Source organism: Caminicella sporogenes DSM 14501 (assembly GCF_900142285.1).
In the GTDB taxonomy this organism is placed as follows: domain Bacteria; phylum Bacillota; class Clostridia; order Peptostreptococcales; family Caminicellaceae; genus Caminicella; species Caminicella sporogenes.
Genome location: NZ_FRAJ01000010.1, coordinates 12,614 through 38,655, shown reverse-complemented (window position 1 = coordinate 38,655; position 26,042 = coordinate 12,614). Strand labels below are relative to the sequence as shown.

The window sequence follows — 26,042 nt, the reverse complement described above, 5'->3', positions numbered from 1 at the left end:
ATATATCTTTCTGCCAAATTCACTTTAACGTTTTTGTTTTAAATATTCATTAATAAACTTATCTATTTCTCCATCCATAACTGCTCCAACATTTCCCACCTCAACATTTGTTCTGTGATCTTTTACAAGATTGTAAGGATGGAATATATAAGAACGTATTTGACTTCCCCATGCAATTTGACTATAATCTCCCTTTAAGTCTTCTATTTCTTCTTTTTGCTCCATCTCTTTCAACTCAATAAGCTTTGCCATAAGCATTTTCATAGCAGTATTTTTATTACTGTGCTGTGAACGTTCATTTTGACACTGGACAACTATACCAGTTGGAATATGTGTTATACGAACAGCAGACTCTGTCTTATTTACATGCTGTCCGCCTGCTCCTGAAGCCCTATAAGTATCTATCCTAAGGTCTGCAGGATTTATATTTATCTCAATGTCATCATCGAGCTCCGGAACTACATCTACCGAAGCAAAAGAAGTATGTCTTTTACCAGATGGGTCAAAAGGAGATATTCTAATTATCCTATGAACTCCCTTTTCTGACTTTAAATAACCATAAGCATTTTCTCCTTCAATAAGCAATACAGCACTTTTTATTCCTGCTTCGGTATCAGGAAGTATATCAAGAATCTTAACTGTATAACCCATTTTATCAGCCCATCTAGTATACATTCTGAGAAGCATTTCAGCCCAATCCTGAGCATCTAAACCACCTGCTCCAGAATGTATCGACAATATGGCATTATTTTTATCGTACTTTCCATTTAAAAGTGTTTGTATTTTAAGTTTTTCAATTTTTTCTTTCAAATCTTCTATTCCTTTAATAACTTCTTTCTCTACTGACGAATCATTTTCTTCTATTCCCATCTCTGCAAGAAGACTAATTTCTTCCCAAGTATTATATAAATTTTCAAAACTTGCTACTTTATCTTTCAATCTTTTAGACTGTTGCAAAACTTTTTGAGCTTCACTTTGATTATCCCAAAATTTTTGCTCAGTCATTTTTTCTTCTAAAAGTTTTATCTCTTTTTTAATATTTTCTATGTCAAAGAGAAACACTCAATTCTTTTAAAGATAACTCAATCTCCTTTAAATCCTGTAAACTCTGTTCGAGTAACAGCAACTTCACTCACCTCTTATACAATTTTTCTATCAGCAATATCCTGTTACATGTCAACTTAACCCTAGAGAATAACCCTAATCCGAGAGCTAAGAACTGATAACCAAGAGTCGATTTGTCACCTGTTCCCTCATCTTACTTTCCACAACACTTCTTATATTTCTTTCCACTTCCACATGGACAAGGGTCATTTCTTCCCACTTTTTTACCTTTTCTTACAACAGTTTTACCACTTAATGCTTTATCTGCACCTCTTGTATCAGTTATTTTGGCAACCTGCTGACGTTTTGTTTCAGTTTCAATTGTAACATTGAAAACATATTTTACTGTATCTTCCTGAATATTTTTTATCATCTCATTGAACATGTCAAAACCTTCTATTTGATATGCTCTAACAGGGTCTTCATTACCTATAGCTCTAAGAGTAATACCTTGTCTCAATTGCTCCATCGCATCTATATGGTCAATCCACTTAGTATCAACTACTCTTAATAAAATTACCCTCTCAAGTTCTCTCATTCTCTCTTCAGATATTTCTTTTTCTTTCTTATCGTATAAATCTTTAGCTATACTAAGAATCTGTTCTCTTAAACTCTCTCTTGTTAAGTCTTCCAAATTATCAAGTTTAAGTACATTTTTAGGCAAGAAAATTGCATGTAAATGCTCTTCAAGACCTTTTAAATCCCATTCTTCAGGATAATCTGTCCCAGCAGTATACATCTCTATACTATCATCTACTATTTTCTCTACCATACTCCAAATATGCTGCTTAAGATTTTCGCCTTCTAGTACTCTTCTTCTTTCTCTATATATAATCTCCCTCTGCTTATTCATAACATCATCATATTGAAGGACATGTTTTCTTATAGCAAAGTTTCTACTTTCCACTTTCTTTTGAGCTGTTTCTATAGACTTTGAAAGTATTTTAGCTTCTATAGGAACATCATCTTCCATTCCAAGCTTTTCTACTAATCCTCGAATTTTTTCACTGCCAAACAATCTCATGAGGTCGTCTTCAAGTGATATGAAAAATTGTGAAGAACCCGGGTCGCCTTGACGTCCTGAACGCCCTCTTAACTGATTGTCTATCCTTCTAGATTCGTGTCTTTCTGTACCCAGTATATGAAGTCCTCCAACTTCTCTTACTCTCTTAGCTTCTTCATCAGTTATCTTTTTTACTTTACTATATATTTCTTTGTATGTCTTTCTAGCTTCTAAAATAGTATCATCATCTGTTTCTGTAAAACTTGTAACCATAGATATTACATAATCATCATAGCCCATCTTTTTAAGCTCTTTTTTAGCCATAAATTCAGGATTTCCGCCCAATACAATGTCAGTCCCTCTCCCAGCCATATTGGTAGCTATCGTTACAGCACCATATCGTCCAGCTTGTGCAACTATTTCAGCTTCTCTTTCATGATGCTTTGCATTTAATACCTCATGCGGAATACCCTTTCTCTTTAAAATCTTGCTCAAATACTCTGAATTCTCTATAGAAATAGTTCCTACAAGAACTGGCTGTCCCTTTTTATGTCTTTCTTCTATTTCCCTTACAACTGCCTTAAACTTTCCGTCAATAGACTTATACACAGCATCCGGCAAATCTTGTCTGATAACTGGTTTATTTGTAGGAATAACTACTACATCCATACCATATATATGTTTAAATTCATCTTCTTCTGTCTTTGCTGTACCAGTCATACCAGCTAACTTATTATACATTCTAAAATAATTTTGAAGCGTTATCGTAGCAAGAGTTTGAGACTCTCTTCTTACTTCAAGACCTTCTTTAGCTTCTATAGCTTGATGAAGTCCATCTGAATATCTTCTACCAAACATAAGTCTTCCAGTAAATTCATCAACTATTACTATCTCTCCATCTTTTACTACATAATCTATATCCCTTTTCATTAATGTATGTGCCTTAAGAGCTTGATTAATATGGTGGGAAATCTCCATATTAGCCGGGTCTGCCAAGTTTTCAAGCCCAAAATATTTTTCAGCCTTTGGAATACCGCCTTCATCAGTCAAAACTACTGTTTTAGCCTTTTCATCTATAGTATAATCCTCGTCTTTTTTCAACGTTCTTACAAAACTGTCTGCAAGATGGTAAAGATGAGTTGATTTTGCACCTGCTCCAGATATTATAAGAGGTGTTCTAGCTTCATCTATCAAAATGCTGTCTACCTCATCTATAATGGCATAATTAAGCTCTCTCTGTACCATTTCTTCTTTAAAAATAACCATGTTGTCTCTTAAATAATCAAAACCAAACTCATTATTTGTACCATATGTTATATCTGCAGCATAAGCTGCTTTCCTCTCTTCATTGTTAATACCATGTACTAAACAGCCAACAGATAATCCAAGAAATTCATATATTTTGCCCATCCACTCTTTATCACGTTTTGCTAAGTAGTCATTTACCGTTACAACATGAACTCCTTTGCCTGTAAGAGCATTGAGATATACCGGCAGTGTAGCAACAAGAGTTTTACCTTCACCAGTTTTCATCTCTGCTATACGTCCTTGATGGAGAACTATACCACCTAAAAGCTGTACTCTATAATGTCTCATACCAAGAGTTCTATCAGCAGCCTCTCTTACTACTGCAAAAGCCTCTGGTAAAATATCATCTAAAGTACTGCCATTAGCTAATTTTTCTTTAAAATACTGTGTTTTAGCTCTCAACTCTTCATTTGATAATGATTTCATCTCATCTTCAAATGATTCTATCTGATCAACTATTTTAAATAGTCTTTTTACTTCTCTATCATTAAAACTTCCAAATATCTTACTTAAAAAACCCATATAACTCAACTCCTCAATATATCAAATTAATAATAAATCTATATTTAATTTTTAACTCTTAATTCTTAACTCTTAACTAAATACTCTATACTCAAAATATAAATAAAATTTGAAGATTTTAATCCCTTCATTTATTATATCACTATATTTAAAAAAATTTGTGCAGATTTATTAAAATTTCATTACAATAATCAAAAGATTTTTCCCACTAACTACTTGCTACTAACTCAATTTTCAATTCTCAATTATCAATTTTCAATTAAAAAAGGTAGGTTTCCCTACCATTATAATTTAATCTTATATCCTAAATTAATCATTCTATTTCTCATACTCAAGTTTAATCTAGTCATCTCACCGTATAAAAATCTTATTATTCCTAATGACATAATTAAATCTCCTATACTCATAACTTTAGCCAAAGGATATGGCTTTGGAAGTACTATAAATTTACTGATATATTTTGTCCATCCCACTGCTTCATGCAAATCTATATAGTTTGCTATATATCCTGATTTTATCATATACAGCATATTATTCAACCCTGCAACTTTAAGCCCTTCAAAATAAATAGGCATTTTAAATCCATTAACAACTACAGTAACAAAATTCATAAATACGCCTAACAAAATAATCCACATTCCCTTTTTATTTAAATTCATAGCCAAAACAGCCATTATCAATACTAATCCAAATGTATATAAATAATGTTCGTATCCATTTATTATTGGAATTTTGCTTTGAAAAATAAGCAAAATATTTATAAAAAGTGCAAAAATAATTAATATCCAACCTCTAAATCTAACATATGATAAATTTGACAATCTTCCTTTTTTTACAATACCTATAATTATTCCAATTAATAGGGCTTCTAAAAACATATAGGTTCTCCTTTCAAGAAAAATTCAATCAATTTCGTCATCACTTCATATTTCTATATTTTTTCTAAAATTCCTTTTTATTTCTACAAAAAAATAAAAAAGTAGCTACAATACTTTTTATAACTATTCAAAATTTTCATTTATATCCAATATTGTGTTCCCAATATCAAATTTATTAATTTCAATTGTTCATTTATAATTTCCTCTGAAAAAAAGTTATCCTTTTTACTCCTAAAATCTAAAGCCCAAAGTTCCCAAGAAAATGTATCAAAACGTATATATTTATGCTTATTATTATTTATTTCATATACTAAATTATTTACTTCTTTATATAATGCATTTTCTTCCTTTAACCTCTTATATTTTTCGACATCTGCTAAAATTAATAAAGGTTTTATAATTTTCAACCTAAATTCATCAAAATTTTCTGTTTTATTTACATCTAAATAATTTTTTAAATTCTGACAATACAATCTATACATCTATAAATCGCTCCCTAAAAGCTTTTAAATTATTTTCAAATTGTATTCTTACTTTTTTACTCAAATTTTTATTTCTCTATTTTTCAATTAAATCACCTTTTAATTTAAACTTTATTTTAAATATAAAAATTAATTTTCTTCTTTCATAAAAAAAGTAGCAGAGAATTAACTCTCCACTACTATTATAACACTTTTATTCTAAAAATATGGTTCTATCAAACCGTAATTTCCATCCTTTCTTTTATATACTACATTTACCTCATCTGTTTCAGCATTTGTAAATACGAAGAAATTATGGCCTAACAAATCCATCTGTAAAACTGCTTCTTCAGGGTCCATTGGCTTTATAGCAAATCTTTTGGTCTTTACTATCTTATACTTATCCTCTTCCTCATTAACTACATTTGGAATATTTTCAAACCTGATTGTATCATGTCCATGATATCTCTTTTCAAGCTTAGTTTTATGCTTTTCCATCTGCCTATATAATTTATCAATAGTCTTATCTATTGAAGCATACATATCATCTGTAGATTCTTCAGCTCTCAATATAGTACCATTTATAGGAATAGTAATCTCTACAATTTGTCTATTCTTTTCTACACTCAAAGTAACCTGAGCCTCAACATCTTCCTTAAAATATTTACCAAACCTCTCTAATTTAGAAATGACACTTTCCTTTAAAGCATCTGTTACCTCTAAATTTCTTCCACTTACTTTAACTCTCATAGTCTTCAGCTCCTTCCCAAAATATATGATTAATGCTATTAGCTAATAGCTTATCTTACTTCAGTTTTTTGATTTATTTATTTTTATTCATTTTTTATAAATAATATATCTTAAAAGAATTGTAAAATTACTGTAAATAACATTTACTTACTTTTTATATTCTATATTTTACCCATATTATCCCGTCTAAAACAACATACAAATATTTATTTTTTGAATTTTTTCTAAAGTTTTCAACATTATCCACTTCTTTATCCACAAGTTTCTTATTTTTTATATATTTTTTTGTTTTTTGAATTTACTAACAACAATTATTTATTCTTGTATTTTACAAATTTATAAGCAAACTAATTTTATTCACATAAATGTGAATTGTTGTTATTATTTCTGTGGATAATGTGGATAAAGTTGTTGATAACTGTATTTTCAATATTTTAATCTGTTAATAACATGTTAACTTCATGTGTAAAAAATGTTAATTAAAATTTCACTGTATACCTTACAAAAAGCTACTTCATATTTATACATGAAATGCTGTAGAAAAATGTTGAATATCGTAATTATATCTGGAAAATAAAAACTCAGCTTAATATAGCTGAGATACTTATTTTGTACTTTTCTTATCCTTGCTTAGATTTTTATATACATTATATTTCTCTACTACTTTTTTCCCTTGTTTCATAAATTTAAACTTATTACTTAAATAATTATTATTTTCTTTTAACAGCTGTATATTTTCAAATTCTTTAGTCTTTATCTCTTGTTCTAACTTTAAAATTTGACAAACGACTTCTTTTAAATTTTTTACTCTTGAATATTTGTTTATGTCTATTTTTTCAATTGAATCTATATTAAAATCAGATTTTAATTTATTAAATAAAGTACAAAATTTATAATCTAGTTCTTCTATCCTTTTAATATATTTTTGCCTTAATTCATCTTGTTTTAAAAAAGCATCTATATTCTCAAGTTCAATAAACCTTTTTTGTAATCTTATAGTTCCAAGTATATTTTCCATCACTTTTTTCTTTTCTTTGCTTAATTCTATTAACTTTTCAATCTTTTCAAAACTATCCAACATAAAATCATCCATTCTAATTTATTTTTAATAAAAATATAATTTTTTACCTATTTTTTCCTATCGAAAAATATAGAAGTAACTTGATGTTTATATGAAGCATAAGCATTTGAAATCTTTTTACTTTGTCTTATATCTTTTATTTTATTCTTTACTTCGTGTATATTTTCTGTCATATCTACTATGTTCTTATCATCTATACTTTTTATTTTTCTTAATGTGTTAATTATATTATCCTTTATAATATTAATCGTTTTTATTTTTGGATGCTTTTCTTCACTAATTTCATCTAAACGCTGTAATCCTAACTTTTTACATAATTCATGTTCTTTATTATTAAACTCCATATCTAATATCTCTATCAATTTAATATACTCTTCTTTTAACTGTATTTGTTTTAATAATACATTAATTTTTTCTAATTTAATAAGTCTTTTTTGTTTTTCTGTTAATCTTAATATTTCTTTTATATAAAAATGCTTTTTTTCTATTATGTTTGATAAATCTCTTAACAAATCATTAATATAATCTGACATTTATTCATCTCCGTTCCTTGAAAAATATCTATAAAAAAAGACAGCTAATAAGCTATCTTTATTAAGAGTTTTTATAACTTTATATCTATATTACTCCCTTTATATGGTTGAAGAGACAATTCCATAGTTTTTTTATTTATTTCTTCCATACCCTTTATCAAATTACCAACTGACTGCTGGTCTTGATTCATAGCCTTTCTAATATTAGAAATATTTATAGCTTGTCTTAAACTATATACATTACTTTCCATCATATTAATTATACTGCTCATAATTTTCACCTCCAATCTTTATAAAATATCAACTTTCTTTTTTAGCTAACTTCACTGCTTCCTTCCAAGTATCTCTCAAATCTACTGCTAAATCCAAAACCTCATCTACGATACTGGATTCTTTTTTTATATTTGCATCAATTAATCTCCTCAACATAAAATCATATAAACTTCTCAAATTTTTACTTATTTCATAATCCATATTTAATGTTATATTTAACTCAGTTATTATATCTTGAGCTCTTTTTAATGAATCATTTATTCCTTCAAAATCTTTTTGTTCCATATATATTTTAGCTTTTTTTAAAAATTTTACTATACCATCGTAAAGCATGTAAGTAAGTTCCTCAGGTGGTGCAGTCATAATAGCCTGCTCTTTATACTGGTCAAACTTATTATTAGATTTTTTTACATTAGCTGTATTCAGTTGTGAAACATCTTGTTTATTTTCAAATTTATTTTTAATTACAAAATTGTTAGGTAAAGAATAATTATATGGATTATTTATTGACATATACTACCACTCCTAATTTTGTTTTAAACTAATTACTACATTCCTCCTAATTGAGAAGCCAACCAACTAGATTGATTATTCATTTGAGCTAAAGCAGTTTCCATTGCAGTAAATTTTTTATAATACATATCCTCTAAATCTTTAAGTCTGTCTTCTTCTTTATAAATTTCTTTTGTAATATCCAAAATATCTTCTTGTAGAAAACTAATACTACCACTTCTATAAGAACTACCAATAGTAAAATCTACTAATATATTAGATTTTACTTGTTTAAGCAGAGATGAATCATTACCAGGCCCTGCCTTCTCTATGATTTTCTTCATATTATCTGTCATAGAATCAAATAACCTAGTAATCAAACCACTTTCATTATACTTTGTCTCTTCATCACTACTATCGGATTCTTTAAATAATAATTCCATAACTCCATTAGCATCATTAGATATAGCTTGTTTTAATTTAGCTTCATCTATAAACAACTTTCCTTTTTCACTATAAGTTCCCGTATCAATTCCTATATCAGTTAAATGTTTAAAAGTTCCACCAATATTTTGTACTGTTTCATATAAAGCTTTTCTTGCATCATATAAAACTTTTTCTAAAATACTGTCATTTTTAAGTAATCCACTTTTAGCCATCTCTTCCCATTTTTTTATTTGATCTTCTGTCAATGCTTTTCTTTCTTCATCAGTTAGAGGTTTATAATCTCTATAAACTTTTTCAGATAATTTAGCATCAATACTATCTATCAATTTATTATAACTTTCAACAAATTCTTTTATTTTTTCATAAACTCCATCTACATCTGTCTTAACTGTTATAGTACTTTCCCCTACTCCATTAGCTGTTATGTTTATACCATTTATACTAAATGTATTTGAATTATAAGTTAATGTTGTTGCATCAGAACCTTCACCCAAAGTAAATTTTAAATCTTGACCTTCTACTTTAGTCCCTGATGCATCATCAATATTAATCTTTAAAATGTCTGAAAAGAAATGGTCTGCATTAGCAGAACTTATACTTGATTTATCTACTATTTTTAAAGATACATTAGCTCCAGTAGCAGTACTATTTATAAAAACTCTATCAAAATTGCTATCATAAGAAACTGTTATATCTAAATCAGAATTATTTATCTTTGTTATAATATCATCTAAAGTGTAATCTTTAACACTATTAAATGTAAATGATTGAGATTTTTCATTACCATTTTCATCAGTAGTAGTTATTGTAAAACTTAAAATATCATTACTACTCAAATTCGAAAACTGATCACATAACTTATCATGTTCATCCATGCCATCTACTGATATATCAGCTGTACTATTTTTACTTACACCTTTTGCAAGTTGAGTAATATTAATTTTATAACTTCCATCTAAAGCTTTTGCTGTAGCTGAAGCTGTAAGTACACTTTCATTTGATGACGTAGCTTGTTTTACCCAATCCATATTTTCATAGGATTTTACATAAGTCCCACCTGTAGTCAATTTGCCTGAAAGGTCAAATTTGTCTCTTGAATCTATTATAAATTTAGCAATATCCCTATTTATATCTTGATATATTTCCTGCTTCCAAGTAATGATTTGTTTTTCTTTCTCCAATTTGTCCACAGTTCTAGCTCTTTCCGCCTTCATCAAATCTGAAACCATTTTATCTATATCCATACCAGAACCAAAACCAAACACACGCATCCCTGCCATATAAACACCCCGCTTCTTTTTTAATGAATAGGTAATAATTAATAATGAATAAGTAAAATAATATCATTTTTAAGCTTAATACTACAACTAACTGCAAACAATCAAACTTAAAGTTATAAATACTTTTTACTTTACCAGAAAAAATCTTTTACCTATTCATTATTCACTATTCATTATTCATTTTAGAAAAATGCTTAGCATTTTTCTAAGCTCTCTCATCCACAAAAAGACCTGCAAGTTCCCACATCTTAGCTATCATATCTTGTATTTTCTTAGGCGGTATCTCTTTTATTATTTCATTTGTAACTGTATCCCTTATTCTAAAAATAATCGTCTTTGTTACTTCATGTATTTCATATTCTATTTTTCTATTCACTGTCTCAAGTTCTTTATTTGCTTTATTCATTGCTTCAATTAATAACTTTCCATTAAATTCTACAAATGTATCAGCTGAATCATCATTCTGACTCAATTCTTCATCGTTTACTACTCCATTCTGCCTACTCATATTTATACCATTTGAATTAAACTTTTGAACATTAATTATAGAATCTAAAGAATTTATTTTCATTTTCTAAACCCCCGACCCTTAAAAAAAATTCTTCTACTTCGTTTATCGGCAGAATATAACAAAAGATTTAATAAAAAAAGGAAATAGAGTTTAATCTATTGCCTTTCTTTAGTGTAATCGTAGCTCTATTTCTCTGCTCAAATATAATAATTTTAATATACTATTTAAAATTTATTCTATATATTTTTTATTTGATATTTCTTTGATTAATACCATTTAAATTAAATTTTCTTGAAATAAGGAAAATTTAATAATTTTAATTCTTTTTTGCATATAACTCATCTCTAAAAATAAGAGTTTTTTTAACATCATCCATTAAATTTTTAAATTGCTCAGGCGTAAGTTGTTGTTCCTTATCACTAAGAGCATGAGAAGGTGATGGATGAACTTCAATCATAAGTCCATCACACCCAGCCATAATTGCACTTAAAGTCATAGGATGTATCAAATCTACACGCCCTGTAGAATGTGAAGGATCAACAATTACCGGAAGATGGGTAAGTCCTTTTGCCGCAGCAACAGCACTTAAATCTAAAGTATTTCTTGTATACGTTTCAAAAGTACGAATACCTCGTTCACACAAAATTACATTTGGATTTCCTGCCTTCATAATATATTCTGCACAGTTAAGCCACTCTTCAATAGTAGCATTCATACCCCTTTTAAGAAGAACAGGTTTTTTAACTTTTCCTACTTCAACAAGAAGAGAAAAATTTTGCATATTACGTGCTCCAATTTGAAGTACATCGGCATATTCACTAATTAAATAAACATCCCTTGTATCAATCACTTCTGTTATAATCGGAAGCCCTGTTTCCTTTCCTGCTTTACTAAGATACTGTAATCCAGCTCTTCCAAGACCTTGAAAAGAATAAGGAGAAGTTCTTGGCTTATATGCACCTCCACGAAGCATATTTGCTCCTGCAGCCTTAACTGCCTTTGCAACAGTCATTATTTGTTCTTCAGATTCAACACTACACGGGCCTGCAATAACCAAAAAATCTTTTCCTACTGTAATATCTCCTATTCTAAATTCTGTCTTTCTGCAGATGCCATTTTTATCCTTTATAGTAACAAGTTTGAGATTATTCATTATTCATCACTTTTCTTTCTACAAGTTTTATTAAACCACCTACTGTTTTAAAAGATGGATCTGCTATTTCATCATCTGAAAATTCAATTCCAAATTCATCTTCAATCTCAACTATAAACTTAATAATACCGAGTGAATCTACATAGCCACTTTCTACATAGTTAAGATTTTCTATATCAATATCCTTATCTATTGTATATTTTTTTTGTAGTCTACTTATTATAAAATCTGATACCCTCATTATTTTACCTCCATTCTTCTTTATAATCATTCGTCTAAACAATGAAGTCTTACATATTCTATCAATTTAAATTTCATAAGTTTTCCCATTGCATTTCTTGGTAATTGATCAACAAAGAAAATTTTATGTGGTTGTTGAAAATCTGCAAGATTTCTAGCACATTGAATCTTAATTGCTCGTTTTCTTAATTTACAATTTGGTTTAATAACAACAGCTAATGCAACAACTTCTCCAAGTCTCTCATCTGGATATGCAAATGCTGCACATTCCTTCACCTCAGGAAGTTTTAATACACATTTTTCTATATCTGAAGGATATACATTAATACCACCAGTTATAATTAACTCTTTTTTACGACCTGAAAAATATAAAAAACCATCTTCATCAAGATAACCCAAATCTCCTGTTTTAAAATAACCATCCTGTAATGATTTACAAAAAATTTCCGGCATACCATAATAACCATTACACATAAGACTTGTCTTACATGCTATTTCACCTATTTCATAAGTCGTTGCCAATTCACCATTATCTTTAATAATTCTTATATCTGCTTCAGGAATTGGCTTTCCTACTGATTGCTTCTTATTTAAAGATTCTTTAAAATTAATACTTGTTACAGTAGATACTTCAGAAGTACCATATATTTCATGAAATTCACATTTTAACTTATCTATTAATTCATTTTTTACATGTGGTTCAAGTAATGCAGAAGAAGAAACAACACATCTTAGACTTTCTATTTCTGGAATAAATGGACTAGAAAGTAACTCAGCAATTTGACTAAGCTGAGCTGATACAGCAATTGTAAATGTTACTTTTAAATTTTTTACACAATCAAACCAAATATTTGGAGTAAATCTCGGTAATAAAACACTTGTACCACCAGTTAATAACGGAATTAATACAAGTCTCTCAGCCAAAGAATGATAAAGTGGAGTCGCTGCAAGAACATTGTCATTTTTTGTTATATTATATAAGTTTACATGAGCCATAACACGTTGATATTTATTATTTTGTGTTAAATCAATTGGCTTTGGTGAACCTGTTGAACCAGAAGTCATAGTAAGAATTAATGTTTCATCTCCACTAACTTCTTTAATAATTGGTCTTTTTGAAGACATTTCCATTGCATTTGCTAATGATAACGTATTGTCATATTCTTCATCTAAACAAAACTTCATGCCATCAATGTTTAATCCACCTAATTTATCACATTGTTCAAAAAATATGCGTCTTGCAATAAGATGTTTTACATTGCCAAAAGTAAAAGCTTTTCTAATAGCATCCATTGGTAAAGTTGGATTTATTGGAACAAGCCCCACTCCAAGATTTGCTGCTGTAAGAATTAGTGCAACTGATTCAATACTATTGTTCATTGGAATACCAATATGCTCACGGTAAGTAATCCCATTTTTTAAAAAATAATTTGAATATTGACTTACTAAATTAGCAAGAGCTTTATATGTAATAGTTTTATTATCACACCATATAGCCATTTTGTCAGGATATAAATCTGCTATTTCATAAAACTTATCTGCTAATTTTTTCATATACATTTCTCCTTATTTTAAATATTATAGTCAGCTATATAACTGCTATAAATTCATTTATTTATGCTATTAAATTAATAAATTCCAAAATAAATCTACATAATTCTAATATCTAAGAAAATTGCATAAATATATTTATTTAATTATACAATTTCTTCTATAATTTCACTCTTTGTCCTATTTCTGCAGACTTATAAGCTGCATAAATGATTTTTATTGTATCATATGCAAGCTTAAAACCTGATTTAGGCTCTCTATCATAATAAATCGACTCCATAAAATCCTGCATTTCATCAGTATATCCACGTATTACTTCATCAGCTATAAAAGGTTTATTCCATCCTATTTTAGCAGGAAGCATCTCTGAAAGATATACATTATCTAATCCATGCTCATCCAAAAAATATGTTGACATCATATCATTCATAGTTAAATTACACTTAATATTTGCATCATTACAATATAATTCTAAATAATTCTTACTACCTCCTAGACAAACATCCGTAGCAATAATTACTGCCTTTGAACCATCTGAAAAAGTCAATATTACGGTACCATTATCTTCAACATCGTTAGGATATGCCATAATATACCTGTGTTCATATTCTGATAATAATGGCGTTACTCTTCCCATATCCGCAAGAACACTTTCGACAAAAATATCAACACCGCGTGCTTGTGCTTCCTGTTGCTTAAGCCACAATATAGCTGACAGTGGATGTGAACCCGTTCGTATAAAAGTTCCGCCACCAGTTTTAGACCATTCACTTGCTACAGGTGAACTAGAACCCTTAAGACTTTCTTCACCTTTCATATAAAGAATCCTACTTTTCTTTGCATATATAATTTCTGCCGCTTTTACCACAGCAGGTGCATATACAAAATTTTCAGCATACATAAACTTTCTATCTGACGCATCAATGATTTTTTTCAAATTTTCTATTGATTTTAAAACCTCTTCATACATTATTGTTTTCGAAACTTTTAAGCCTACGGGTTTTTCATCATTTTCATTACCAAAATAACCTGTTAATGGCTTTTCACATATAACATGCTTACCTGCCTGTATAGCTTTAATAATCATGTCCTCATGAACATAAGGCGGAGTACAAATATCAATAACGTCTATTTCAGGATCAATCAGCAAATCATTAAAATTATAAGATGCAATTTCAAATCCGTATCTTTCTTTTACTGTCAATAATTGTTCGGGACGACGTGCAACTATCGTTTTAAAATGTAATGGTATACCGCTTACCCTTTGTAAAGCATTCATATGTAGTTCTGTTGCTCGACCTGCTCCAACCATACCAATTACAATTTTGTCCACATGCTCACCTCCTTTATATTTTATAACGTTTAGATTTTCATGTCTACAATATTATCCAATACTACTAAAGTCTATCCTTAGGAATTGCATAGCATACAGTTTCAACATCTAACATATCAGTATAATTCCGAATAAATAGACTATATTCATCATTCATTTCTTTTATCAATAATGGAAGTTTATAATAATCTTCTAAGCTATGATAAAGACAGATTGCTAAAACTGGCTTATATTTCTTAATTACTGCACTAGCACCCTTTAAAGCCCTTTCCTCAGCACCTTCAATATCCATTTTCAAAAATGTCACTTCTTCATTTTGAAGAATATTATCTAAGGTATCAGCACAAACAAAAACCTCTCCATTTTCTGAAATATGACCTGAATCTTGTAAAGGTTGAAATTTTAAAATCGTTTTTTCATCCCAACATGCGACATTATATGTTTGCACATTCTTACTTATACCTTTTGCAACAACTTTTTTATTTAACTCATTATATATTTCTTTGTCAGCTTCAATGGCTATATATTTTTTGTACCTACCACCTGACAACGAGATAAATGTTTCTAGAGTATCCCCATTAAAACTTCCACAATCACAAAATACCTCTTCTTCACTTATTTTTATAAGTTCTTTATCAAAATATTGTTCTTTAGCAGGTGAAGCTATACCTTTCATATACTTATTATCCAAAGATATTTTAGAATTTAAAATTCCCAAATAAACCTTCTTTGAATGCTCATCTGATAAATATGAGTAAACCTTTTCATATTGTTCTATGTGAGAGTTAATTATTTCAAACGGAGATTCATTTCTAAAATCTAAATAATCCTTTGCTAAACTGAACCCTCTTACATCTATAGCATGATCTTCTATTCCAAGTGATAACAACTGCTTTCTAATATCTGATAAATGTTGAGATGCAACTATTATACTTGATATACTTTTATCATTATACTTTTTAACTACTTCCTCAGGGGATAAAATAAGTAGCCCATTCATTTTACTCCCCCATTTTTTTCTATCATTATCGGCAAAATATTTGATTTTATCGACTAGTCCAAATTTTTCTAAAAAATCATATACATACTGACCTGTACTTGCACATCCCCATATCACGATATTACCAGTATTTTTAATTTTATCAACATACTTCTTTGCACTTTCATTATACAAGTCATTCTTTATTAAATTACTCCTAAACTCACTTATATTATCCATGCTCTACCACCTCATCCACTATTTTAAATACTCCTAATTATATTCGGTCTATCTTGATCACCATCAGCTTTGAAAAATAAAGTACCATCAAGTTTATAATGTGCCCATATATCAATATTTTTACGTACAAATGGTTCAAAGTAATTTGGAATTATATTGGGATCATCATCTGTTCTAAGTTTAAATCCAGCTTTTAATATCGATTCCTCATCAAAACCATATGTATAAAAATCTATATATTCAAAACCATTATCTTTTATCATTTCTTGAAATTCTTTAGATAATCCAGCAAATAATTTTTGATTTCCAATATAATCTACAATTCTGAATACTTTTCTGCCATTACATTCAACTACCCTCGCCATCATTAATGCCCCTATTTTTCCTGTTCTTTCTTCCAATCCATATACATTGTATTTATAATATGGATGACAAAAATAACGCTTATTAACATACCAATTATCTTTATATGGAATTGCATCAACACTTTCTATATCAAAATATTTTTTTATTTCGTCAATTGAATGAAATTCTCGTAAAGTTACTCCATTTTGCATAAAAACAGTAGCCTCATTAACTTTATTTTTTATTACCGCAATCTTGTATTCATCAATATATGGATTAAGTAAATAATACTGTTTCATTTTGACTCCTTTATCACCAAAAAATAACCTTCTTAATGGAATAGTTGTATCAGGATTTGCTCCATTACCTATATGAGTACGACAATTTGTCAGTGTAAATACTCGCTTTGCTAATTCTATTCCAAGAAATGGTATGTTGTTGTGTGAATCATTTACTTTCCATATACTGCCCCAAATGTCTTTCTTTTTAGGATCTTTTGTATTTGAACACTTTAAAAATCCAAATATTCCTTCAATTAGTTTAGTATTCTTATCAATAGCTAAAACAAAATTTAAATTATCCCCATCTGCATATTCATATTTAAATAATTCTTTATCACGAGCCATTATATGTCCTTTTTTCCAATGCTCATCAATAAAACGCATAATATTATCAATATCTGATATATTTGCTAACCGAATAATATATCTTTCATCAAATTTATTCATTATACTTATTTCCTCCCAAATATATCGAAAATTATATAAAAAATAATAATTTTATATCTCATTTTTTACATAAATATTTATTAATAATACATAAATTTTAAATAAGTATTACTTTTTGGTGGAAAATCATTTGTATCCAAACGTGGTAACTTAAATGGATGACACGTTTTTAAATCTACAATACCTAAATCTGTAGTAACTCCAAGTATACTCCCCATAGATTTTACATAATCAATCACATCATCACTATAAGAACCATATGGATAATTTATTACCCAACAATTCGAATCAACAAATTCATCCATACATATTAACGCTTTCGTAATATCCTGTTTTAACTCATCTAAGTTCAACATATTCATCCAATAATGATCATAACCATGAATTCCAAAATACATTCCTTCTCTTTTCATGTATTTCATCTGATCATAATTTAAATAAAGTTCTTTTGCAAAATTTTCTTCCTTTACTCCAACATGTTCTTCAAACATCTCACTAGCAATTTTTGAACGAAGCCTTTCTGGTAAAACCATTTGAAGAATTCTCTTAATAAAAATAATTTCTTTGCAATCAAATCTATTTGCAACTGCATATTTTTCAAAAAGTTCTTCGTTAGAGGGAAAGTAAAATTCTTGCCCACGATAATAGTTCAATTTCTTAAACAAACTCGACAATAAAACTTGAACATCAGAACTAGCCAAAATAAAATGAATTTTATTAACATCTAATAAAGCATTTTCTACAAAAACTTTCCCAGGAACAAAAAAAGCTCCTTGCATTCCATATTCTTTTAGTATTGGCAGCACATATAAATAATGATCAATATAGCCATCATCAAATGTTAGTAGTAGTGCATATTTTGGTAGCTCATAACTTTCTTTATAAGCTGCAATAACCTCTTCCATTGTAACTACATTAAAATTCTGTTTAAAAAATTCCAATTGTTGCCTAAATAAATGATAATCTAAACCTTTGATTCGAGGATAACGACTATTTTTTAAATCACGAACATAATGGTACATAGAAATATATAATTTTGATGACATAAATTTCCTCCTATGGGTTGCTAAATATTAATTTAATCTATTCATAAATTATCTCTTTATTTCTCTCAATTTAATTTTAAAAATTTCTAAATCTAAAGGTTCATCTATATCTATATCGTATTTTTCTTCCATTATATATGAAAGTTTATTATCATTAAGGCTCAAGTTATTATTAAATGTTTTATCAATTTTATTTATATAAATAGCACCATTTACTTTATAACAATCAGGAAAATCTTGTCTCCTAACTGTACTGCTTACTTTCAAAAGTTTTTCTAAAGTACCATCTTCTTTTATAGTTCTCATCAATATAGGATGTTCCTTAACTTTAGATACACTAACTAGTGAAGATTTATTGTTATCAACTATTTTTTCTATGGCTTCATCAATATGAAAAACTTGTCTTAAAGGCTGAGTAGGCTGAAGGAGTACTAAATAATCATACTGCTCTCCTTGTTTTTTCAATTTGTTTATTACATGAATTAAAACATCTATAGTTTTTGCTGTATCTGATGCAAGTTTTGCTGGTCTTAAAAATGGTACATCTGCACCACACCTTCTCGCAACTCCAGCAATTTTTTCACTATCTGTCGATACAATAACCCTATCTAAATATTTTGATTTTAATGCTTCGTCTATTGTATATTGAATAAGTGGTTTCCCGTTAACATCAACTATATTCTTATTTGGTATCCCTTTGCTACCACTTCTAGCGGGAATAACTGCTAAAAAAGTTTTATTTTTATACATATGCATCACCTTTTTTATGCTGTTTCACTATTAATAAGTTCTGTTGTATCTAATATATCAATAAATTTTTTTTGATATTGTTTTTCCCAAACTTTACTGCTTTCTAGAATTTTAATAAATTTTTCATCACTCTTTCCATCCCCGAATAATAATTGTGTAGTTACGTTCATTTTATTTATATTTTTTATTGCATTTAATATCTCAACTGAGTCATTATTTACATGAACTATATGTTTTGACTTGTTCAAATCATATCTTCCTTGTTGTCTATTTCCTATATCAATAGAAGGTATACCATATACACCTGTTTCTCTAACACCAGCACTTGAATTTCCTATCATAAAATCACAATTTTTTAATAATGTTAAAAAGTTTTCAAACCTAATTGATGGAAAAATTTTAAAATGTGAGTTATATTTGAATCTTTTATACTCATTTAATATTATTTCACTACCTTCATCGTTATTTGGATATATAACAACATAATTTTTATTAGATTTAATAAGTGCATCAACAACGTTTTTAATATTTTCTTTTAATTTATGAACTTCTGTAGTTACAGGATGATATATAAATATTGCATAATTTTCAAAATCTATTTCATAATGTTCTTTTACATATTCTAATGTTGGCAGGTTATCAGACGCCATTATATCAATGTCTGGTGAACCTATTATATATATTGAATCCTCTCTTTCCCCTAATTGTATTACTCTTTTTTTAGCTTCTTCATTGGCAACAAAATGAATATGTGAAAATTTGGTAATTGCATGTCTTATTGACTCGTCTATAGTTCCTGATACTTCTCCACCTTCTATATGAGCAACTTTTATATTGTTAAATGCTCCTACAATTGCTCCTGCAAGGGCTTCAAGTCTGTCTCCATGAACTACAATCATATCAGGTTTTATTTCAGATACATAATTACTAAAACCTAAAATTGTATTGCTAAGAATTATATCCATATGTGCATTAGCTTTTTGATTTATATACTTATATATATTTTTAAATCCATCTTTCTCAATTTCTTTATATGTCGAACCGTATTTTGAAAGAAGATGCATTCCAGTTACAAATATATATAACTCAAACTTTTTGTGTTCTTCTATTTTTTTCATCAATGATTTAATTTTCCCATAATCAGCTCTTGTACCTGTTAAAAAAACTATTTTTTTCATCTTCCCACCTTCTATTCTATATCATCCCAACTTAAATGCTCATCATATTTAATGTTTCTAGTTACTTTTTTACCTAATAAACTATTATAATGTTCAGCCTTAATTTCACCCGTTCCAGGCCTTTTAACCCAAATATTATCTTTTGTTAATACCTCACCTTTTTTTATATCTTTTATAGCAACAACTGTCGCAAATGCAAAATTAATAGTCACGTGCTCTTCTTTTGCAGCTTCTTTTTTCCCTCCACGCATTAAATAAATTTCTCTACTTCCTTCTATAAGTTCTTTTAATTCTTTTGGATCCATAGAACATATAATATCTGGTCCTAATCTATCCTTACTATCAGTAAAATGCCTTTCTAATATACATGCTCCTAATGCTGTTGCTGCCAAACAAGCATTATTGTTAACTGTATGATCTGATAATCCTATAACAGCATCTGGAAATTCTTTTTGTAATTCTATCATTCCACCTAATCTTACAAGATGAGGTGGAGTAGGATATAAATTTGTACAATGAAGTAAAGCAAAAGGAATGTCATATTTTCTAAATATTTCTACTGATTTCTTAACACTTTCAATATTATTCATACCAGTTGATAAGATTACAGGTTTACCCAATGATGCTATATATTCAACTAAAGGATAATTATTACATTCTCCTGAACCTATCTTATATGCTAATACTCCCATTCTTTCCAATCTATTTACAGCAGCTCTAGAAAATGGAGTGCTTAAAAATATCATGCCTTTAGATTCCACATATTCTTTTAATTCCATTTCTTCTTCTTCTGAAAGTGCACATCTTTCAATCACATCATAAATAGATACATTTGTATTACCTGGTATAACTTTTCTTGCTTCTAAACTCATTTCATCTTCTACAATATGAGTTTGATGTTTTATTACTTCTGCACCTGCCATATAAGCAGCATCAACCATCTTTTTTGCAATTTCTAAACTTCCTTCATGGTTAATACCTATCTCTACTATTACTAAAGGTGGATAATCTTTTCCTATATATCTATTACCAATCTTAAAAGTATTCATATAATATCTCTCCCTAATATTATATAATTAATATTGTCAAAAGTTTTAATTTTTCATAAAACTTTTAACACTGCCTTCATTATTTTTGTATCAATACTTTCTTATTCATACTATCTAAAATCAATTTAAACTATATATTTATCTATAAATTCCTGTAATTTCATATGTTTACAGCCTTCTATATATGCACCACCCTCTGTGGCATTTATAAATTCGATATGCGGATTATCTTTTATCTTATTTTCAATCCAGTATTTAAAACTTAACAGCCCAAGTGTTGTATCTAAAATCTCTCCATTTTGTCCTCTTATTTTTCTCATGTTTGGAAGAGACTTCACCTTTTCTTCTTCCCCATACATATTCCCATCTGCATGGTGCTCTCCGTTTGTAAATGCCAAATCTTGTCCTATAAATACAATAGGATTACCTCCAAATTTTATGGCCATATCCATAACAGCAGTAGCCACTGAACCGCCTGTATCTATTAGATATTCTGACTTTTCCAGCTCCGAACTTCTGTTTACTGCAACATACTTAGGCCCTTTATACTTAGAAACTGTATAAGCACTTGCCGTATTTAAAAATACTAAAGGTATGTCCAAATCTTCAAATCCTTCTATTTGCTTATAAGTTATAGGTTGTGGATCTATAATACAAAACATATCAGGTTTTACCCCAACCTTAAGTAAAGGTTTTAATGCCGAACCTACTGAAAAAATAAATGCTTTCCCTTTAATCTTTTTAAGCAAATATTTGTTTTTATTTAAAGAAGGCCCTGCTGAAACGATTATAATAGGTTTATTCTTATAGCTATTAAACAACACACCTATGTTCTCACAAACTATTTTTTTATTTTTTTCAAAATTATCTTTTAAAAGTTCTGCCCATTTCTCTGTTACACTCTTCTTCATGTTCCAATCTTCCATAAGGAATTTAAAATATGAATATTTATTTGGTATCGTTTTAATAGAAGGTGGATATATTACAAATTTGTTTTCATCTGATAATAAGTTTTTAATTTTCTTGGCAACCCATTTCTCATCATCTGAAATAATAAATTTTAATCTTTTATCTGACAAAATATGCCTCAAATCATTAAGTTTAAGAGCAATTTTAAATACTTCCAAGTTTAAATCTACTACATAAAGAATATCATCTATATCTAATATTTCTAATATTTTTTCTATATGGTATCCAAGTCCAAATCCATAGATAATATTAATCTTCGATTTTTCACTAAATTGCATCTTAGCAAAATTTGCTGCTTCTCTATCAGGATTGTATTTACTATGAAGAAATGTAACTGTTTCTCTTATACCGTCATAATCTCTTACTTTAAGCGTATATCTTCCATTTTTTGTTTCAATTATAGTATAATTTCTATTATCTATATCCAATTCTAAAAGTTTTCTATATAGAATATAATCATTTTTTCTAATTAAATCTAAATTTTCCTTAAAAAATTCCATGTCTTACACTCCAATCGAAACAAATATTTTCTCCTTCCAATTTTTAAGAACCGGAACAATTTCATATTCAAGCAAATCACTTAAAAGTATATAATCACTATTTTCAAAAGCTTGAACTATTTCATCAAAATATTCATTCATATCTGTAATATTTATTTTTTCTTTCTGTATTTCAGAAGTAGCTGTTATACCTTCTATAATCCAATTTATTCCATCTATAATATCAATCATATTTTCATTTGCTTTGCCTTCATTACCACCTTGATACAATTCTGCCGTTTTTATAATACCAGATATTAACCTCTCCAAATACATATATAACCCATTAAGCACTTCTTGCATCTGCTTTTGTTTATTCATATTCCATTGCTCCTTTCACATTGTTTAAAATCCTCTATACATTCACTTATTAAAGGTATCACTCGTTCAATAGAATTTTTAATCCCTTCATATAATACATAGCTCTTTTTAGCCAATCTAATACCTCTTTCTCTTTCCGTTTCACTTATCTTTTCTCTAAATTCTTCTTTATGATATATTTGAAGTATTATTGGAGAAATAAAATGATATATTCCAGTAGTCATAAGTTTATATTTTTTAATATCTTCATCTATATCATCTAATGCCTTTAAAATTTCATTTATATCATATTCTCTATTATCTCTGTAATATTCTAACATTTTTTTACTAAATTTAATCCCTGATATAGATTTTTTCTTGACTTCTATTAAATTCTTTTTAAGCTCTTTCAATTTCCTTAATGAATATGTAATTTTTTCAATAACATCTGAATCACTACTGTCTATATTTTTAAACCTTTCTGCAATGTTTATCTCCTCAGTACAATACTTTTCTATTGTTTCCTTAAGGGACATAATCTTTGTACCATTTATTTTAGCTCCTCCTTCTGTTGCATCAATATATTCTTTTTCTGGATTTTCACGAATATAAAATTCAAACCACCTCAAAAAAGATAACCATACTGTGTTCGTACAAACTCTGTTTCCATAAATATCCTCTATTTCTATTAAGCCCTCATCTGGTTTTTTATTATTGCCATCAAGTTCATAGGTAGAATTCTGTGCATGAATTTTCCCATCGGTGTATGCAAGATCTTGTCCTACAAGTATTATCGGATTGCATCCCATATAATGAGCAAGACTCAAGGACATATTTGCAACAGAACCTCCTTGTGAAATCCTATCTATTTCTCTGGACAATAAGTAATTTACTAATTCCATGCTCTCTAAAACATTTGAAAAATATTTTTTTCCTCTATATTCACGAATAATGTCGCTTTGTGATATAACAGTAGTAACTAATGGAATTTCTTTATCTAAATTATCTTTTATCAATTCATAAACAGGTCTGCCCGGATCTAATGACACTACTAGACTAGGATCTATACCATTATCTAGTAGCGGTTTTAGGGTTCTTCCACCAGCAATAATTACTGCTCTATCCTGCACCTTTTTAAGTTCCCTTATATTTTTATCTAATGACGGTCCAGCAGATACAATAATAGCTGGTATATCTTTGAATTTATCTTTTAAAAGTCTAATATTTTCTCCTTTAACAACCTCTTTTAAGTTTTTAAAAAGATTATAATTTAGTTGATTAGAAAAATATTTCAATGTACAAATAGAAACTCGAATATTTTCTATACACTCTTTTAATTTTTTTGCTATCTTTCTATAAATTTGAGAAAAAAATTTATCATAATGAGAAAATACTAAAAACTCGATATTGCTAACATTTAATTCATTTATATGCCTATAATAGAATTGATCTATACTTTCTATATCTTCACCTATAAAAAAGAAAATCTTCTTTTTTTTCATCAAATCTGTCCAATCATTAATCTCCATCGATTTTTTAAAAACAGATACACTAGGCTCTATTACAAGTATTTTATTGTTTTCACCCAATAATTTACTTAATTCAAAAATATGGTATCCAAGTCCCATTCCAAATACTATAAATAAAGTTTCATAATCATATTTTTCTATATTATCTACAAATTTTTTTGCCTCTCTTAACGGAGCATACTTACTCGTTATATATTTTGACTGCCCATCAATAATAATTTTTAAAGTATAACTTCCATCCTTAGCCTCTTCAATTATAATTTCTTCATCGCTTTCATCTGAAAGAATGTCTATAACATTCTCTCCATAAACTTCTTTTAAAACTGAAATATTGTTCTGATAAATTTGATTCTCCATTTTATCACCTCAAAATCCTTCTGTATATATTATCGACATACTTTGTGATTTTTTTTAAAAAATAATAAAAACTCACGATATTTTAATCATATCGTGAGTTTTTATTATTTTAATATTTATTATCTTAATAATTGAAGTACTCCCTGTGGTGCTTGATTAGCTTGAGCTAACATCGCCTGAGCTGCTTGATTTAAGATATTTTGCTTAGTAAACTCCATCATTTCTTTAGCCATATCTACATCTCTAATTCTTGATTCAGCTGCTTGCAAGTTCTCAGCAGCAGTATCTAAATTCTTGATTGTATGCTCTAACCTATTTTGATTTGCACCAAGTTTTGCTCTTTCTTTTGATACAGTTTCTATTGCCTTATTAATTGTATCTATTGCAGCTGAAGCACTACCAGCACTCGACATTTTAACATTTATACTGTTTATCTTTAATGCAGATGCAGTCATTGTTGCTATTGATAATGTAATTGTCTGATCCTTATTAGCTCCGATTTGGAATACTTTACCACTAAATGCACCTGTCAATAATTTTTGTTTGTTGAACTCTGTTTGAGAAGCTATTCTATTAATTTCTGACTCTAATTCTTTAATTTCAAGAGCTATTGCACTTCTATCAGCAGTTACATTTGTATCATTAGCTGCTTGTACTGCAAGCTCTCTCATTCTTTGAAGTATTGCTTGAGTTTCTTGTAGTGCACCTTCAGCTGTTTGAATTAAAGAAATACTGTCCTGAGCATTTCTTGAAGCTTGATTAAGACCTCTTATTTGAGCTCTCATTTTTTCTGAGATAGCTAATCCTGCAGCATCGTCCCCAGCTCTGTTAATCCTATAACCTGAAGATAATTTCTCTAATGCTTTTGACTGAGCACTACTGTTAATTTTTAATTGTCTGTGAGCATTTAAAGCCATTAAGTTGTGATTAATTCTCATAAAATCTCCTCCTTGAATTTTTTATTTTTCACTTTGGCATCCTTGCCGTAAAAATTTAGTTTAAAACAGCTGTTTTACATCAGCCGCCTGTAAATCAGCTGTTTTTATTCTCACCATATTTATCGGCAGTAGGATATATTTTCTTTAGCTTTTTTTAGCTAATAATTATTAAAAT

25 protein-coding genes are annotated in these 26,042 nt (G+C 28.6%); all 25 read right to left on the bottom strand.

Features of this window, described 5'->3' with window-relative positions; translation table 11 throughout:
* Positions 1-24: 24 nt before the first annotated feature.
* Positions 25-1,126 (bottom strand): peptide chain release factor 2 gene (prfB, locus tag BUA90_RS06795; RefSeq protein WP_120240125.1). Its coding sequence is split into 2 segments (ribosomal slippage): positions 25-1,050 and positions 1,052-1,126, totalling 1,101 coding nucleotides; the frame shifts between segments, so codons are not numbered across the junction.
* Positions 1,127-1,258: 132 nt separating this feature from the next.
* Complete coding sequence (gene secA / locus BUA90_RS06790) at positions 1,259-3,937, bottom strand: preprotein translocase subunit SecA (RefSeq protein ID WP_072966926.1); 2,679 nt, start codon at positions 3,935-3,937, stop codon at positions 1,259-1,261.
* A gap of 284 nt (positions 3,938-4,221) precedes the next feature.
* The gene (locus BUA90_RS06785) at positions 4,222-4,815 is read right to left on the bottom strand and encodes a DUF5317 family protein (RefSeq protein ID WP_072966924.1); all 594 of its coding nucleotides are present in this window, start codon (positions 4,813-4,815) and stop codon (positions 4,222-4,224) included.
* 140 nt (positions 4,816-4,955) lie between these two features.
* Positions 4,956-5,297, bottom strand: a complete 342-nt coding sequence (locus BUA90_RS06780; protein WP_072966922.1) for a hypothetical protein — start codon at positions 5,295-5,297, stop codon at positions 4,956-4,958.
* A gap of 198 nt (positions 5,298-5,495) precedes the next feature.
* Positions 5,496-6,026: a ribosome hibernation-promoting factor, HPF/YfiA family gene (gene hpf, locus BUA90_RS06775; protein WP_072966920.1), complete on the bottom strand. Its 531-nt coding sequence runs from the start codon at positions 6,024-6,026 to the stop codon at positions 5,496-5,498.
* 604 nt (positions 6,027-6,630) lie between these two features.
* On the bottom strand, positions 6,631-7,104 hold the full coding sequence (gene flgN / locus BUA90_RS06770) for a flagellar export chaperone FlgN (protein WP_170139270.1): 474 nt from the start codon (positions 7,102-7,104) through the stop codon (positions 6,631-6,633).
* A gap of 50 nt (positions 7,105-7,154) precedes the next feature.
* Positions 7,155-7,640: a hypothetical protein gene (locus BUA90_RS06765; protein ID WP_072966916.1), complete on the bottom strand. Its 486-nt coding sequence runs from the start codon at positions 7,638-7,640 to the stop codon at positions 7,155-7,157.
* 71 nt (positions 7,641-7,711) lie between these two features.
* Positions 7,712-7,912 carry a putative motility protein gene (locus BUA90_RS06760; protein ID WP_072966914.1) on the bottom strand — a complete coding sequence of 67 codons (201 nt, stop codon included), beginning with the start codon at positions 7,910-7,912 and terminating at the stop codon, positions 7,712-7,714.
* A gap of 28 nt (positions 7,913-7,940) precedes the next feature.
* On the bottom strand, positions 7,941-8,426 hold the full coding sequence (gene fliS / locus BUA90_RS06755) for a flagellar export chaperone FliS (RefSeq protein WP_094756778.1): 486 nt from the start codon (positions 8,424-8,426) through the stop codon (positions 7,941-7,943).
* Between the two features lie 35 nt (positions 8,427-8,461).
* A complete protein-coding gene (gene fliD, locus BUA90_RS06750; RefSeq protein WP_072966912.1) occupies positions 8,462-10,132 on the bottom strand; it encodes a flagellar filament capping protein FliD in 1,671 nt (556 codons plus the stop codon).
* Positions 10,133-10,337: 205 nt separating this feature from the next.
* The gene (locus BUA90_RS06745) at positions 10,338-10,703 is read right to left on the bottom strand and encodes a flagellar protein FlaG (protein ID WP_072966910.1); all 366 of its coding nucleotides are present in this window, start codon (positions 10,701-10,703) and stop codon (positions 10,338-10,340) included.
* A gap of 256 nt (positions 10,704-10,959) precedes the next feature.
* Positions 10,960-11,796, bottom strand: a complete 837-nt coding sequence (gene aroF / locus BUA90_RS06740) for a 3-deoxy-7-phosphoheptulonate synthase (RefSeq protein ID WP_072966907.1) — start codon at positions 11,794-11,796, stop codon at positions 10,960-10,962.
* Entirely contained in the window at positions 11,789-12,037 is a 249-nt protein-coding gene (locus tag BUA90_RS06735) for an acyl carrier protein (protein WP_072966905.1), read from the bottom strand. The genes aroF and BUA90_RS06735 overlap by 8 nt, the downstream gene beginning before the upstream one ends.
* A 26-nt stretch (positions 12,038-12,063) precedes the next feature.
* On the bottom strand, positions 12,064-13,590 hold the full coding sequence (locus BUA90_RS06730; RefSeq protein WP_072966903.1) for a class I adenylate-forming enzyme family protein: 1,527 nt from the start codon (positions 13,588-13,590) through the stop codon (positions 12,064-12,066).
* Between the two features lie 157 nt (positions 13,591-13,747).
* Positions 13,748-14,920 carry a Gfo/Idh/MocA family protein gene (locus BUA90_RS06725; protein ID WP_242945061.1) on the bottom strand — a complete coding sequence of 391 codons (1,173 nt, stop codon included), beginning with the start codon at positions 14,918-14,920 and terminating at the stop codon, positions 13,748-13,750.
* A gap of 64 nt (positions 14,921-14,984) precedes the next feature.
* On the bottom strand, positions 14,985-16,139 hold the full coding sequence (locus BUA90_RS06720) for an FkbM family methyltransferase (protein WP_072966902.1): 1,155 nt from the start codon (positions 16,137-16,139) through the stop codon (positions 14,985-14,987).
* Between the two features lie 23 nt (positions 16,140-16,162).
* On the bottom strand, positions 16,163-17,212 hold the full coding sequence (locus BUA90_RS06715) for a hypothetical protein (RefSeq protein WP_072966901.1): 1,050 nt from the start codon (positions 17,210-17,212) through the stop codon (positions 16,163-16,165).
* A gap of 80 nt (positions 17,213-17,292) precedes the next feature.
* The gene (locus tag BUA90_RS06710) at positions 17,293-18,258 is read right to left on the bottom strand and encodes a polysaccharide deacetylase family protein (protein ID WP_094756776.1); all 966 of its coding nucleotides are present in this window, start codon (positions 18,256-18,258) and stop codon (positions 17,293-17,295) included.
* Positions 18,259-18,306: 48 nt separating this feature from the next.
* Positions 18,307-19,008: an acylneuraminate cytidylyltransferase family protein gene (locus BUA90_RS06705; protein ID WP_072966899.1), complete on the bottom strand. Its 702-nt coding sequence runs from the start codon at positions 19,006-19,008 to the stop codon at positions 18,307-18,309.
* A gap of 14 nt (positions 19,009-19,022) precedes the next feature.
* Positions 19,023-20,186 (bottom strand): UDP-N-acetylglucosamine 2-epimerase, encoded by a 1,164-nt coding sequence (gene neuC, locus BUA90_RS06700; protein ID WP_072966897.1) that lies wholly within the window; start codon positions 20,184-20,186, stop codon positions 19,023-19,025.
* Positions 20,187-20,197: 11 nt separating this feature from the next.
* Positions 20,198-21,235, bottom strand: coding sequence for an N-acetylneuraminate synthase (gene neuB, locus BUA90_RS06695; RefSeq protein ID WP_072966895.1), 1,038 nt, complete (start codon positions 21,233-21,235; stop codon positions 20,198-20,200).
* A gap of 125 nt (positions 21,236-21,360) precedes the next feature.
* A complete protein-coding gene (locus BUA90_RS06690; protein ID WP_072966893.1) occupies positions 21,361-22,704 on the bottom strand; it encodes a motility associated factor glycosyltransferase family protein in 1,344 nt (447 codons plus the stop codon).
* Positions 22,705-22,707: 3 nt separating this feature from the next.
* Positions 22,708-23,064: a DUF8042 domain-containing protein gene (locus BUA90_RS06685; RefSeq protein WP_094756775.1), complete on the bottom strand. Its 357-nt coding sequence runs from the start codon at positions 23,062-23,064 to the stop codon at positions 22,708-22,710.
* Positions 23,061-24,929, bottom strand: coding sequence for a motility associated factor glycosyltransferase family protein (locus BUA90_RS06680; protein ID WP_072966891.1), 1,869 nt, complete (start codon positions 24,927-24,929; stop codon positions 23,061-23,063). The genes BUA90_RS06685 and BUA90_RS06680 overlap by 4 nt, the downstream gene beginning before the upstream one ends.
* Positions 24,930-25,048: 119 nt before the next feature.
* A complete protein-coding gene (locus BUA90_RS06675; RefSeq protein ID WP_072966889.1) occupies positions 25,049-25,867 on the bottom strand; it encodes a flagellin N-terminal helical domain-containing protein in 819 nt (272 codons plus the stop codon).
* Positions 25,868-26,042 lie beyond the last annotated feature (175 nt).

What these genes read in the sequence shown, in the direction of transcription:
- secA (WP_072966926.1), bottom strand. Translation starts at nt 3,937, where the DNA reads ATGGGTTTTTTAAGTAAGATATTTGGAAGTTTTAATGATAGAGAAGTA.
- BUA90_RS06785 (WP_072966924.1), bottom strand. Translation starts at nt 4,815, where the DNA reads ATGTTTTTAGAAGCCCTATTAATTGGAATAATTATAGGTATTGTAAAA.
- BUA90_RS06780 (WP_072966922.1), bottom strand. Translation starts at nt 5,297, where the DNA reads ATGTATAGATTGTATTGTCAGAATTTAAAAAATTATTTAGATGTAAAT.
- hpf (WP_072966920.1), bottom strand. Translation starts at nt 6,026, where the DNA reads ATGAGAGTTAAAGTAAGTGGAAGAAATTTAGAGGTAACAGATGCTTTA.
- BUA90_RS06765 (WP_072966916.1), bottom strand. Translation starts at nt 7,640, where the DNA reads ATGTCAGATTATATTAATGATTTGTTAAGAGATTTATCAAACATAATA.
- BUA90_RS06760 (WP_072966914.1), bottom strand. Translation starts at nt 7,912, where the DNA reads ATGAGCAGTATAATTAATATGATGGAAAGTAATGTATATAGTTTAAGA.
- fliS (WP_094756778.1), bottom strand. Translation starts at nt 8,426, where the DNA reads ATGTCAATAAATAATCCATATAATTATTCTTTACCTAACAATTTTGTA.
- fliD (WP_072966912.1), bottom strand. Translation starts at nt 10,132, where the DNA reads ATGGCAGGGATGCGTGTGTTTGGTTTTGGTTCTGGTATGGATATAGAT.
- BUA90_RS06745 (WP_072966910.1), bottom strand. Translation starts at nt 10,703, where the DNA reads ATGAAAATAAATTCTTTAGATTCTATAATTAATGTTCAAAAGTTTAAT.
- aroF (WP_072966907.1), bottom strand. Translation starts at nt 11,796, where the DNA reads ATGAATAATCTCAAACTTGTTACTATAAAGGATAAAAATGGCATCTGC.
- BUA90_RS06735 (WP_072966905.1), bottom strand. Translation starts at nt 12,037, where the DNA reads ATGAGGGTATCAGATTTTATAATAAGTAGACTACAAAAAAAATATACA.
- BUA90_RS06730 (WP_072966903.1), bottom strand. Translation starts at nt 13,590, where the DNA reads ATGAAAAAATTAGCAGATAAGTTTTATGAAATAGCAGATTTATATCCT.
- BUA90_RS06720 (WP_072966902.1), bottom strand. Translation starts at nt 16,139, where the DNA reads ATGGATAATATAAGTGAGTTTAGGAGTAATTTAATAAAGAATGACTTG.
- BUA90_RS06715 (WP_072966901.1), bottom strand. Translation starts at nt 17,212, where the DNA reads ATGAATAAATTTGATGAAAGATATATTATTCGGTTAGCAAATATATCA.
- BUA90_RS06710 (WP_094756776.1), bottom strand. Translation starts at nt 18,258, where the DNA reads ATGTCATCAAAATTATATATTTCTATGTACCATTATGTTCGTGATTTA.
- BUA90_RS06705 (WP_072966899.1), bottom strand. Translation starts at nt 19,008, where the DNA reads ATGTATAAAAATAAAACTTTTTTAGCAGTTATTCCCGCTAGAAGTGGT.
- neuC (WP_072966897.1), bottom strand. Translation starts at nt 20,186, where the DNA reads ATGAAAAAAATAGTTTTTTTAACAGGTACAAGAGCTGATTATGGGAAA.
- neuB (WP_072966895.1), bottom strand. Translation starts at nt 21,235, where the DNA reads ATGAATACTTTTAAGATTGGTAATAGATATATAGGAAAAGATTATCCA.
- BUA90_RS06690 (WP_072966893.1), bottom strand. Translation starts at nt 22,704, where the DNA reads ATGGAATTTTTTAAGGAAAATTTAGATTTAATTAGAAAAAATGATTAT.
- BUA90_RS06685 (WP_094756775.1), bottom strand. Translation starts at nt 23,064, where the DNA reads ATGAATAAACAAAAGCAGATGCAAGAAGTGCTTAATGGGTTATATATG.
- BUA90_RS06680 (WP_072966891.1), bottom strand. Translation starts at nt 24,929, where the DNA reads ATGGAGAATCAAATTTATCAGAACAATATTTCAGTTTTAAAAGAAGTT.
- BUA90_RS06675 (WP_072966889.1), bottom strand. Translation starts at nt 25,867, where the DNA reads ATGAGAATTAATCACAACTTAATGGCTTTAAATGCTCACAGACAATTA.